At 47.4% G+C, this 12,516-nt stretch carries 9 protein-coding genes, 3 rRNA genes and 1 riboswitch (1 of these 13 running past the window's edge); of the genes, 10 read left to right on the plus strand and 2 right to left on the minus strand.

Annotated features, from left to right (window positions below; all coding sequences use genetic code 11):
- The 6 genes from NSQ57_RS04035 to NSQ57_RS04060 form a co-directional block, all read left to right on the plus strand.
- A 16S ribosomal RNA gene (locus tag NSQ57_RS04035) occupies nt 1–25 on the plus strand; it begins 1,531 nt to the left of the window's first position.
- Between the two features lie 403 nt (nt 26–428).
- Nucleotides 429–3,357 (plus strand): 23S ribosomal RNA (locus NSQ57_RS04040).
- A 153-nt stretch (nt 3,358–3,510) separates the two neighbouring features.
- A 5S ribosomal RNA gene (gene rrf, locus NSQ57_RS04045) occupies nt 3,511–3,627 on the plus strand.
- Together the 16S, 23S and 5S rRNA genes form the textbook arrangement of a ribosomal RNA operon.
- 212 nt (nt 3,628–3,839) lie before the next feature.
- Nucleotides 3,840–4,832, plus strand: a complete 993-nt coding sequence (locus NSQ57_RS04050; protein ID WP_340931329.1) for a ketoacyl-ACP synthase III — start codon at nt 3,840–3,842, stop codon at nt 4,830–4,832.
- Between the two features lie 129 nt (nt 4,833–4,961).
- Nucleotides 4,962–7,097 carry a DNA topoisomerase III gene (locus NSQ57_RS04055; protein WP_341038748.1) on the plus strand — a complete coding sequence of 712 codons (2,136 nt, stop codon included), beginning with the start codon at nt 4,962–4,964 and terminating at the stop codon, nt 7,095–7,097.
- Nucleotides 7,098–7,195: 98 nt separating this feature from the next.
- Nucleotides 7,196–7,333, plus strand: a complete 138-nt coding sequence (locus NSQ57_RS04060) for a hypothetical protein (RefSeq protein WP_016819760.1) — start codon at nt 7,196–7,198, stop codon at nt 7,331–7,333.
- A gap of 181 nt (nt 7,334–7,514) precedes the next feature.
- On the opposite strand, the gene NSQ57_RS04065 is transcribed toward NSQ57_RS04060, so the two are convergent.
- Both NSQ57_RS04065 and NSQ57_RS04070 read right to left on the minus strand, forming a co-directional pair.
- Complete coding sequence (locus NSQ57_RS04065; protein ID WP_342425656.1) at nt 7,515–8,675, minus strand: type II asparaginase; 1,161 nt, start codon at nt 8,673–8,675, stop codon at nt 7,515–7,517.
- A 414-nt stretch (nt 8,676–9,089) separates the two neighbouring features.
- Nucleotides 9,090–9,218 carry a DUF4023 family protein gene (locus NSQ57_RS04070; protein WP_013369463.1) on the minus strand — a complete coding sequence of 43 codons (129 nt, stop codon included), beginning with the start codon at nt 9,216–9,218 and terminating at the stop codon, nt 9,090–9,092.
- Between the two features lie 193 nt (nt 9,219–9,411).
- Between NSQ57_RS04070 and NSQ57_RS04075 the strand changes: the two genes are divergently transcribed.
- The 4 genes from NSQ57_RS04075 (at nt 9,412) to purK (ending at nt 12,515) form a co-directional block, all read left to right on the plus strand.
- Complete coding sequence (locus NSQ57_RS04075) at nt 9,412–9,675, plus strand: DUF1294 domain-containing protein (protein WP_025719814.1); 264 nt, start codon at nt 9,412–9,414, stop codon at nt 9,673–9,675.
- 147 nt (nt 9,676–9,822) lie between these two features.
- Entirely contained in the window at nt 9,823–10,257 is a 435-nt protein-coding gene (locus NSQ57_RS04080; protein WP_029516040.1) for a universal stress protein, read from the plus strand.
- 350 nt (nt 10,258–10,607) lie between these two features.
- Nucleotides 10,608–10,709, plus strand: a riboswitch (purine riboswitch).
- Nucleotides 10,710–10,857: 148 nt separating this feature from the next.
- Complete coding sequence (purE, locus tag NSQ57_RS04085) at nt 10,858–11,343, plus strand: 5-(carboxyamino)imidazole ribonucleotide mutase (RefSeq protein ID WP_014279837.1); 486 nt, start codon at nt 10,858–10,860, stop codon at nt 11,341–11,343.
- Nucleotides 11,340–12,515 carry a 5-(carboxyamino)imidazole ribonucleotide synthase gene (gene purK, locus NSQ57_RS04090; protein WP_165150836.1) on the plus strand — a complete coding sequence of 392 codons (1,176 nt, stop codon included), beginning with the start codon at nt 11,340–11,342 and terminating at the stop codon, nt 12,513–12,515. Before purE ends, purK begins: the two co-directional genes overlap by 4 nt.
- Nucleotide 12,516 lies beyond the last annotated feature (1 nt).

Here is a 12,516-nt window from a genome sequence, read left to right on the forward strand (position 1 = left end):
AAGGTGCGGCTGGATCACCTCCTTTCTATGGAGAATCGTTTCCTGCGATGGAAACATTCAAATTAGCAGGTATAACGTACCTGCGACCGGATATTCAATTCGGTTCATCACATTCGTGTGAATGAAATGAATATCCTGAACTTACTCACTCGTTGCTCAGTTTTGAGAGTTCAAACTCTCAAGCTTCGACGAATACTTCATTCACACATCCGTGTGGAACCGAAATATTCATCGGGTTTCGCTTCGATGAAGCGAATTGCACCTTGAAAACTGGATACCGAAACGAAATTGCGTTTTAGAATATTCCTTTAAGCTGATCTTGTGTAAACAAGTGAAATAAAGGTAGCAGGTAAGGAAAGATCTTTTGCCTTTGGCAAAAATCATTCTTTATCGAACATCGACATTTTCTTTTATCAAAGAAAAGTCTAGGTTAAGCTACAAAGAGCACACGGAGGATGCCTAGGCGCCAGGAGCCGACGAAGGACGTGGCGAACAACGATAAGGCCTCGGGGAGCTGTAAGCAAGCTTTGATCCGGGGATGTCCGAATGGGGAAACCCGGCTGTCTTCATCGACAGTCACTTTCTGCTGAATACATAGGCAGAATAGAGGCAGACCAGGGGAACTGAAACATCTAAGTACCCTGAGGAAGAGAAAACAATAGTGATTCCGTCAGTAGCGGCGAGCGAACGCGGATTAGCCCAAACCAAGGAGCTTGCTCCTTGGGGTTGTGGGACGTCTCACATGGAGTTACAAAGGAACCGGTTAGATGAAGAGGTCTGGAAAGACCCGCCAGAGAAGGTAAAAGCCCTGTAATTCAAAACTTGTTCCCTCCGAGACGGATCCCGAGTAGTGCGGGGCACGTGAAACCCCGTATGAATCCGGCAGGACCATCTGCCAAGGCTAAATACTCCCTGGCGACCGATAGTGAAGCAGTACCGTGAGGGAAAGGTGAAAAGCACCCCGGAAGGGGAGTGAAATAGATCCTGAAACCGTGTGCTTACAAGAAGTCAGAGCCCGATCTAGGGGTGATGGCGTGCCTTTTGTAGAATGAACCGGCGAGTTACGTTCCCGTGCAAGGTTAAGGTGAAGAGCTGAAGCCGCAGCGAAAGCGAGTCTGAATAGGGCGAATGAGTACGTGGACGTAGACCCGAAACCGGGTGATCTACCCCTGTCCAGGGTGAAGGTGCGGTAACACGCACTGGAGGCCCGAACCCACGCATGTTGAAAAATGCGGGGATGAGGTGGGGGTAGCGGAGAAATTCCAATCGAACCCGGAGATAGCTGGTTCTCCCCGAAATAGCTTTAGGGCTAGCCTCGGAAAGAAGAATCGTGGAGGTAGAGCACTGATTGGGTGCGGGGCCCGCAAGGGTTACCAAGCTCAGTCAAACTCCGAATGCCATAGATTTAGTTCCGGGAGTCAGACAGTGAGTGCTAAGATCCATTGTCGAAAGGGAAACAGCCCAGACCATCAGCTAAGGTCCCCAAGTGTGTGTTAAGTGGGAAAGGATGTGGAGTTGCACAGACAACCAGGATGTTGGCTTAGAAGCAGCCACCATTGAAAGAGTGCGTAATAGCTCACTGGTCGAGTGACTCTGCGCCGAAAATGTAACGGGGCTAAACACACCACCGAAGCTATGGCTTGATGCTTTGCATCAGGGGTAGGGGAGCGTTGAATGCGGGTTGAAGGTGTACCGTAAGGAGCGCTGGACTGCATTCAAGTGAGAATGCCGGTATGAGTAACGAAAAGATCTGTGAGAATCAGATCCGCCGAAAGCCTAAGGGTTCCTGAGGAAGGTTCGTCCGCTCAGGGTAAGTCGGGACCTAAGGCGAGGCCGATAGGCGTAGTCGAAGGACAACAGGTCGAAATTCCTGTACCACCGTAATCCGTTATGAGCAATGGGGTGACGCAGTAGGGTAGTGACGCGGACTGATGGATGTCCGTCTAAGCAGTGAGGCTGGTGTGTAGGCAAATCCGCATATCATTAAGGCTGGGCTGTGATGGGGAGCGAAAATTATAGTAGCGAAGGTCATGATCTCAGACTGCCAAGAAAAGCCTCTAGCCAGGAGAAGGTGCCCGTACCGCAAACCGACACAGGTAGGCGAGAAGAGAATTCTAAGGCGCGCGGAAGAACTCTCGTTAAGGAACTCGGCAAAATGACCCCGTAACTTCGGGAGAAGGGGTGCCTCGGTAGGGTGAATAGCCCGAGGGGGCCGCAGTGAAAAGGCCCAAGCGACTGTTTAGCAAAAACACAGGTCTGTGCGAAGCCGCAAGGCGAAGTATACGGGCTGACGCCTGCCCGGTGCTGGAAGGTTAAGGGGAGTGGTAAGCCCTTCGGGGCGAAGCTATGAACCGAAGCCCCAGTAAACGGCGGCCGTAACTATAACGGTCCTAAGGTAGCGAAATTCCTTGTCAGGTAAATTCTGACCCGCACGAATGGCGTAACGACTTGGGCGCTGTCTCAACGAGAGATCCGGTGAAATTTTAATACCTGTGAAGATGCAGGTTACCCGCGACAAGACGGAAAGACCCCATGGAGCTTTACTGCAGCTTGATATTGAATTTGGGTACGATCTGTACAGGATAGGTGGGAGCCGTCGAACTTTGAGCGCCAGCTTGAAGGGAGGCATCCTTGGGATACCACCCTGATCGTATCTAGGTTCTAACTTGGTACCGTGAACCGGTGCGAGGACAGTGTCAGGTGGGCAGTTTGACTGGGGCGGTCGCCTCCTAAAGAGTAACGGAGGCGCCCCAAGGTTCCCTCAGAATGGTTGGAAATCATTCGAAGAGTGCAAAGGCAGAAGGGAGCTTGACTGCGAGACCTACAAGTCGAGCAGGGACGAAAGTCGGGCTTAGTGATCCGGTGGTACCGCATGGAAGGGCCATCGCTCAACGGATAAAAGCTACCCTGGGGATAACAGGCTTATCTCCCCCAAGAGTCCACATCGACGGGGAGGTTTGGCACCTCGATGTCGGCTCATCGCATCCTGGGGCTGAAGTAGGTCCCAAGGGTTGGGCTGTTCGCCCATTAAAGCGGTACGCGAGCTGGGTTCAGAACGTCGTGAGACAGTTCGGTCCCTATCTGTCGTGGGCGTAGGAAATTTGAGAGGAGCTGTCCTTAGTACGAGAGGACCGGGATGGACGTACCGCTGGTGTACCAGTTGTTCCGCCAGGAGCACCGCTGGGTAGCTATGTACGGAAGGGATAAGCGCTGAAAGCATCTAAGCGTGAAGCCCCCCTCAAGATGAGATTTCCCAGTATGTAAGACCCCTTGAAGACGACGAGGTAGATAGGTTGGGGGTGGAAGTGCAGTAATGCATGGAGCTGACCAATACTAATCGGTCGAGGGCTTATCCTAAAGAATAAAACGCAAATAAGTTTCGGATCCAGTTTTCAGGGTGTAACCTTGAAGGTATGTACAAGTGACATACAACAAATGCATGGCTATTCGTTCACACGATATGTCGTGAAGCGAATAACCGTACGATAGAATTTGCGTAGCAAATTCATGTTTGGTGGCGATAGCGGAGGGGTTCCACACGTACCCATCCCGAACACGACCGTTAAGCCCTCCAGCGCCGATGGTACTTGGACCGCAGGGTCCTGGGAGAGTAGGACGTCGCCAAGCAACAAGCAAAAGAGACTATGATCTTCATAAGATCATGGTCTTTTTTTGCGTTAAAAGGCAGTGGGATTTTATTTAAATTGAGCTTGTTATAAGTTTAACTGGATAAGTGGATATTAACTAGTAATAAGAAGACGGTTTTAAAATAATTTAGTACCAGGTATTAGTATCTGGTGTTATAATGTGAATAAGGATTACAAAGGAGAGTGATCAGATTGTTGAATTCAAAAGCTAAGCTTACGGCCTTTGGCACTTATGTACCTGAACGGATTTTGACGAACGCTGACTTGGAGAAGCTTGTGGATACTAGTGACGAGTGGATAGTACAAAGAACGGGCATGCGTGAAAGACGCATTGCGGCTGAAGATCAATATGTATCTGATTTATGCATACAAGCTATTACACGTATGATTAACCTGTATGACGTAAATATAAACGATGTTGAGATGATCATTGTAGCGACGAGTACACCTGATTACTACTTTCCGAGCACGGCTTCACGTATTCAGGCTCATTTTGATATTCCGAATACAGGGTCAATGGATATTAGTGCAGCATGTGCAGGTTTTTCCTATGGACTTCATTTGGCAAATGGCCTTATTACGGGTGGTCTGCATCGTAAGGTGCTGGTAGTGGGAGCCGAAACGTTGTCCAAAATTACAGATTATACGGATCGGACGACGTGTATACTTTTTGGAGATGGTGCAGGGGTTGCGCTTGTTGAATATGACGAGGATGAAGGATCATTTTTAACTTCAGATATAGGTACTTATGGGCATGGGGGAGCACATCTTTACCGTGTGGGACTATCTGATCATTTAAATGGAGAGAAGCTGCAAGACCATGGATTTATTGCGCAGAATGGACGTGAGGTTTATAAATGGGCTGTTCGCTCTGTTCCAACTGGAATCGAACGATTATTGGATAAGGCAAATATGAAGAAGGAGGATCTTGACTGGTTTGTACCTCATAGCGCTAATTTGAGAATGATCGAGTCCATATGTGAAAGAAGTACAGTACCTTTGGAAAAAACGCTGACAAGCGTAGAATTGTATGGTAATACATCGGCGGCATCCATCCCGTTGGCTTTGCAGTGTGGTTTGGATGATGGACGTTTACGGTATGGACAACATGTGTTGTTATATGGATTTGGCGGAGGCCTCACCTATGCGGGTCTGCTATTAAAATGGAGTGTGCCTGATTTGTAAGTTATCTTAACCCATGTAGAAGTAATAGCAATAGTATGTACGATCATGTTAATAAGAGCCGTTGGTATTAGAATTTATCGTAAGATGGCAGGATGGTATAATTAACACTATGAGAGAAAGGAGCGTAACATGAAGGTATTGGTATTGGCAGAAAAACCGTCCGTGGCCAGAGAGATTGCACGTGTGATGGGTAGCCGCGAGAAGCATAAAAGTTATATAGAAGGACCCCAGTACGTGGTGACGTGGGCACTGGGACATTTGGTCGGCTTAGCAGAGCCGGAGGATTACGATTCTAAGTATGCGACCTGGAATTTGGAGGACCTGCCTATTCTTCCGAAGAGTTCAAAGTTAAAGGTGCTGCGCGAAAGTAATCATCAGTTCAAAGCTGTGCAGCAACTCATGAAGCGGCAGGACATTGGAGAGCTTATCGTGGCAACAGATGCTGCTCGCGAAGGAGAATTGTTGGCACGCTGGATCATCCAAATGGCAAACTGGAAAAAGCCCTTCCGGCGCTTATGGATCTCTTCGCAGACGGACAAGGCGATTAAAGCAGGTTTCGCAAAGCTATTGCCTGGTCAGCAGTTTGATCGTTTATATGAATCGGCTCGCTGTAGAGCTGAAGCAGACTGGATGATTGGTCTCAATGTAACTCGCGCGTTGACTTGTCGTTATAACGCCCAACTTTCGGCGGGAAGAGTCCAAACACCAACGCTGGGGATGATTATGGAGCGTGAGAAAGAAATTACCGAATTCCGTTCTCAGGAATATGATACTTTGACGGCGGACTTCGGCGATTTTCAGGCAACTTGGCGGGCAGAAAGCGGGGATTCACGCATGTTTGACCGCACTCAAGCAGAGGCTTTGCGCCGTAGACTTGAGGGGGCCAAAGGCACAGTTGCCAGTGTTAAAAAGAGCGAAAAGAACGAGCCTCACCCGCTAGCGTATGATTTAACGGAACTACAAAGAGATGCTAATCAGCGCTATGGCTTTTCGGCTAAACAGACGTCTAATCTGCTTCAGCGTCTGTATGAGCAGCATAAGCTGGTGACCTATCCACGTACGGACAGCTGTTATCTGACATCCGATATGGTGGACACACTTAAGGAAAGGCTCAGCAGTGTAGCAGTAGGTCCATATGCTTCCTTGGCACGTCCGTTATTGCGTAACAACCTACCAATCACAAAGCGAATTGTGGATGACAGTAAAGTCACGGATCATCATGCGATTATTCCTACTGAGCAGACATTATTGCTTAATCAGTTGAGCCCAGAGGAACGTAAGCTGTATGATCTGATTGCACGACGGTTTATCAGTCTATTCTATCCACCTGCACGTTATGATGCTGTAGCCGTATCAGTTACGGTGGAGCAGGAGACGTTTCAGGTAAAAGGCACAACGGTAAAAGATAGCGGATGGCGTGCTGTATATGACGCGAACCATTATGATATGGATGATGAAGAAGCAGAGGATGGGGAAAACAATGGACGGGGCGTTATTTTACCTGAGCTGCAAAAAGGAGATTCCGTCCGGTTACAGCGTTGTCTTGTACGAGCTGGGCGAACGATGCCGCCGAAGCGGTATACGGAAGCAGCCCTGCTCGCTCAGATGGAAAAGCATGGACTGGGTACTCCTGCTACTCGTGCCGATCTGATTGAAAAGCTTGTCAGCTCGGATACGATTGAGCGTCAGGGGAACGTGATGCATCCAACCGGGAAAGGTAAGCAACTGATTGAACTGGCAGCTCCACAGCTTCGAACGCCTGAGCTGACGGCACGTTGGGAAGCGGAGCTGGAACGGATTGCTCGTGGTCAAGGACAACCGGAACCGTTTTTGAATTCTATTCGTGCTATGGCGAAAGAACTGGTTTCCACTGTGAAAAATAGCAGTGCGGAGTACAAGCCTCATAATGTGACGAATAGTCATTGTCCAGATTGTGGTACAAAGCTATTGGAGAAGAAGGGTAAGAAAGGCAAGTTCCTTGTATGTCCAAGTGCGGATTGCGGTTACCGTCGTTCAGGGGAAAAACGTTTGTCCAATCGACGTTGCCCGCAGTGTCATAAGAAAATGGAAATGAAAGAGGGCAAAGCAGGATTGTATGTAAGATGCCTGCCCTGCGGCATTACCGAGACGTTGGATAAGGACAAGCAACGGGTAAACAAACGGGAACAGCAAAAGCTAGTAAGACAATTTGAAAAGCAGGAATCTTTTGGCTCCAGTTTGGGTGATTTGCTAAAAGCTGCGATGGAACAAAAGCAGGGCAAATGACAGATGACCATAAGCGCTGCAGTCAACATAATCAGTAGGTGCATGTCGGTATAAAAACGATCACTCCTTGGCATGGTAATCCGAGGAGGTGAGTATTTATGCCCAAACATAAACCGCTTAAAATCAATAATCAGCAAAATAAATCAAGCATACTGGAGGAGGAAATTGCTGCTCATCCAGAGAAGCAAGCGAAATATCCTCCAAGCTTGAATGGGATTCCCAAACAGCAGTCTTGATGCTGCGTGGGAGGGACGATGGATTACTGTATAGAACCAAGACGATTGGATATTAGATGAAGTAGTTATTAATGCTAGACTTGTCTTGCAAAAAAAAGCAGCAGTTACGGTGATCAACCGTAATCGCTGCTTCTTTTTCATAATAAGGATGTAGTATTTATTTAATTTGGGATAAATGCTCTTAGTATTCATTAAAGAAGGATTGAATTTGGTTAACATCGTGTGTTTGGGTCAAAGCAAGCATGAGCAAAATCCGTGCTTTTTGCGGATTGAGTGAATCGGTTGATACAAAGTTCGATGCCGCGTCTTTTGTTGACGGGGACACTACTCCACTTCCCACTCGGCTGGAGCGGGCAATGATTATTCCTTTTTTACCTGCGGCCTCTGCGCCTTCTGAGGAGGTCTTGGACAAGGAACCATTACCGGAACCAGCTACGACAATACCCTTGGCACCAGCTGCTACGGCTGCATCATACAGATAGCGACCATTGTTTTGATATTCGTATAAAATATCTACTTGTGGCAGTTGAGTCAGGTTAGAGATGTCGAATACAGAAGAAGTCGTATGCTTGTGTGTGGATTTGTTGTAGTAGTACACTTGATCACCCACAACAGCTCCAAGGTATCCCTGCTCTACAGACTTGAACGTATCGACTGCTGTTGTGTTTGTTTTGGTAATGTATCTTGCTGCACCGATACGGTCGTTCAACAGGACGAGTACACCCTGACCTTTAGAGGCCGAAGCCCCGGCGACTTTCACTGCATTATAGAGGTTGAAGGGACCATCGGCACTGATCGCAGTAGCTGGACGCATAGAGCCAACGACAACCACAGGCTTATCGCTTTTGATAACAAGATTGAGGAAATAAGCTGTTTCTTCTAATGTATCTGTACCATGTGTAATGACAATGCCATCTACATCGTCTTTGGCAAGCAGTTCATTGGTGCGTTTGGCAAGTTTTAAGAGGATCTCATTATTAACGTCGGGGCTACCTACATTAACAACTTGCTCACCACTGACATTTGCAATACTTTTCATCTCAGGAACGGCATTGATCAAGGTTTCCACACCCAACGCGCCTGCTTTGTAGCCGGTTGTATCCGTGTTGACGGCAGATGATCCTGCAATGGTCCCTCCTGTGGCAAGTATTTTAATATTGGGTAAATGATTGGTTTGAGGATTTCCGGATTTGTCCGACGTTGTAGTAGTAGAAGTAGGGGCAGTTGTACTGGTTGTAGCTGCTGTCGCAGCGTTGGCGGTAAATCCACCACTCCATAAGGTACTTCCGAGAATAAAGCTAGCCAACAGGGGAATCATCGTCATTTTTTTCATGTTAGTCATATAAAGCTCCTCTCCAATCTTAAACCTAATATTAATGATAGATTAACTGACAAATATTTTGTCGAATTACGTTAATATCACGAATTATAGGGTGTAAAATTGTTTTTAGTCAACAGTTATGTTAGGAAATATGACTTTAGAACTTATTTATTATAAATGTAATCGCTTTATTACGTGTGGTAGGTGTATGTAGTAAGATGAACAGTCGGTTGTTTAAGGTAAAGACCACGGCTGAATAAAAAATGTTTGCAAAAACAAAACAACAAGCAGAAATCTCATAAGGAGTCTGCTTGTTGTTTTTGTTGAAAGGTGAACAACTGAGTTTACCTTTAACTTCATTCAATGAGAATGACAAGGTAAAGTTGATATTTTACGTTAATAACATGGTTCTACAGCTGAATACAGATCCCATGATCAGGGGTTTTTGCTATGCTGTTTTGTCGGCAGGCTGGCGCTGGGAGTTCCTTTTCCTTGTTTACGGTTGCGTTCTGCCTTTTTAGCATTTTCTCGCAGCTTTTCAACGTATTCATGGGTGCTTTCCATTGCAGTTCCTCCTTTAAGACGAAATAGATGCACTCGGGGATCGCCCTTATGCCACCTTACTATTTCCGCAAAAACGCTATCCAAGTCAAGGGAGGCGTTGTTTCTGTAAAAGGGGTGGGGTTATAATGAGGGGAGAACGATATATAAGGCCTAATACCTGAACTTGGTACGGTGTGCAAAAGGGGGAGAGACATTGCAGACAGGCTTGTTGGTATGGCTGCTGTTTATCAATGCAGTAGGCTATCTGGTAATGTCGGAAGATAAAAAGAGAGCACGTAAACATCGTGATCGTGTACCTGAACGGACGTTGTTTTTCCTGGCCCTGATCGGGGGAGCCTTAGGCGTGCTAATAGCCATGTACCGTAAACGCCATAAAACACGGCATATGAGTTTCAGATTAGGTATTCCGGCGTTGCTATTCATGAACGCATTGTTGTATGGTTATTTTTTAAGGTAAGGCGAGGAGTTTAGCTTCTCATAGGGAAGTTTAATGATGAGTGAGAAGACTATTCCAGCCATCCAGTGATGTCATGGAATGAACAACAACAGGAGTACATATTTCAGGCTTTGAATCAACAAACCGAATGAGGAAGAGGTGCGTATTATGCTATTTTCAAAAGTATTGCTTGCTTATGACGGTTCGGATGCATCCAACAAGGCTTTGCTGAAGGCAGCCGAATTAGTCAAGACATCATCGTCCTCGCAGCTTGAGGTGGTAACCGCATTTGATTTTCCACGGATTTTTATGGGCGAAGGTTTGGCGCCAATTCCGGCTTCGATAAATAAAGAATATTACGATTTGGCCGAACAAACTACCGAAGAAGTTAAAAAGCGGCTTGCTGAGCAAGGTGTAGATGCCAAGGTGGAGCTCATTCAAGGTTCACCAGCCGAAGTCATTTTGGATTATGCCAATGAGAATGGCTTCGATGTGATTGTGATCGGTAGCCGCGGTTTAGGTGGTATCCGTGAATTTGTATTGGGTAGCGTAAGCCACAATGTGGTGCAGCATGCGCGTATTCCTGTGCTGGTCGTAAAATAACTGAATAAGAAAGTAAAAGTCGGTTTACTGCCTGTATAGGGAGTGCCGACTTTTATTTTTGTCAGTGGAATGCGGTACGCTCGCTGTTATCAGGATAGGTAATAGATAGCTAAACGTAATACAATAGTCCTGACCTGTGGGTATATAAGGGTGTTGATTTTGTTAAACACGAACATTCTATTGCATGATTATTGTAATGTTCGTTTTCAAGTTGACATAAGGTGTAGGGAATTGTTAAACTAGGAAGTGTATTGTCGATAAAAAATGAACTTTAGGTACAATTTAATAAGGTACACATGTTTGAGCCGAAACAGACCGCGATCATACTTGTAAAGAATATCGTCGGGTATGGAATAGGCACAATGCTAACTCGTATAATGCCGGGGATATGGCCCGGAAGTTTCTACCTGGAAACCTTAAATTTCCGGACTACGGGAGACATACGGCTGAAGCCGCATTGGATGCGGTGGAAGAGGCTTGCTTTTGGCTTGCCTTTAAGAGGCTCTGTCGTTTGTTTTTTCGTAGTCCGGTGTCTTGAAAATAACGTTATTTTCGAGTGCCGGATTTTTGGCGCTTATTGATAAACAGGGAGTGAAGGACATGTCAGTGCAGGTCGCTGTCATTATGGGCAGCACATCAGACTGGGACACCATGCAGCATGCATGTGCTGTGCTGGACGAGCTTGAAATCGGATATGAGAAAAAGGTAGTTTCAGCCCATCGTACACCGGATTTAATGTTTCGTTTTGCAGAAGAGGCCGCCGGGCGTGGATTAAAGGTCATTATTGCTGGAGCGGGTGGGGCAGCGCATTTGCCAGGGATGGTGGCTGCGAAGACATCCTTGCCAGTCATTGGTGTGCCTGTCCAGTCGAAGGCTCTGAATGGTCTAGACTCCTTGCTCTCCATTGTGCAGATGCCGGGTGGTATTCCGGTTGCCACTGTGGCAATCGGTAAGGCAGGCGCTACGAATGCAGGGCTGCTGGCCGCACAAATATTAGGCGCTTTTGACGAAAAGATAAGTCAGCGGGTTGTGGCAAGACGCGACCGTATCCGTGATGAGGTGCTGGAAGGCAGTGACTCACTATGAATGAGGCATGTGAATCTGCAGGTCGCATCCGTCCTCCAGGTACAACGATTGGACTTCTAGGAGGCGGACAGCTGGGCAGAATGCTTGTGCTAGCAGGGACAAACCTAGGATATCGTTTTGTGACGCTGGACCCTGCACCTGATAGCCCGTGTGGACAGGTGTCAGAACAAATCCGTGCTGCCTATGATGATGAGCTTGCGGCCAGAGAGTTGGCTGGTCGGTGCGATGTGATCACGTATGAGTTTGAAAATGTGGACGCAGATGTGGCTGCACTTTTGGAACAGGAATCCAGCGTGCCGCAAGGCAGCAGTCTTTTGTACACAACACAGCATCGTCTTCGTGAAAAGCGTTCTATTGAAGCTGCTGGTGTCCCTGTCGCTCCGTATCGTGAAATTAGTAGTCCTGCGGATATGGCCCAAGCGGTAGCTGAACTGGGTGTACCGTGTGTGCTCAAGACAGCAGTCGGTGGTTATGATGGCAAGGGACAAGTGGTCATTCGCCAACCGGAGGAAGCCTTAGCTGCCTACGAACAATTGGCAGGAGACGGTGCGGAACTGGTATTGGAACAGTTCATTCGTTTTCGCTGCGAAATCTCGGTGATTGTAGCTCGCAGCACGAACGGTGAAGCTAAAGCCTTTCCACCTGCGGAAAACATTCACGTGAACAACATTTTGCACACGTCGATTGTACCTGCGCGCGTGCCAGAACCTGTTCAGGAGGAAGCGCGAAAGTTAGCGCTGGCTGTGGCAGAGTCGCTGGGTGCGGTGGGACTGCTCGCTGTGGAGATGTTTGTCACCGAAGACGGACAATTGTACGTTAATGAGTTGGCACCACGACCGCATAACTCCGGTCATTACACGATGGAGGCATGCGCCACGTCGCAATTCGAGCAGCACATACGTGCGATTTGCGGTTTACCCTTGGGCAGCACGAAGCTGCTGACTTCCGTCGTGATGGTCAATGTGCTAGGTGAGCATTTGGAGGATGTGGTTCGGCGGTTTGTGCAATCGGATGTTGAAGCTGAAAGGTTGGATGTTGTACCCAAGCTGCATTTGTATGGAAAAAGTGAAGCCAAGCCAGGCCGAAAGATGGGACATATTAATCTACTGTGCCAGGATGCGGAACAAGCACTGGAATGGATTGAACAAACCAATATTTGGGGGGATAAATAGT

It is taken from the genome of Paenibacillus sp. FSL L8-0502, assembly GCF_038593055.1.
Classification (GTDB): domain Bacteria; phylum Bacillota; class Bacilli; order Paenibacillales; family Paenibacillaceae; genus Paenibacillus; species Paenibacillus polymyxa_D.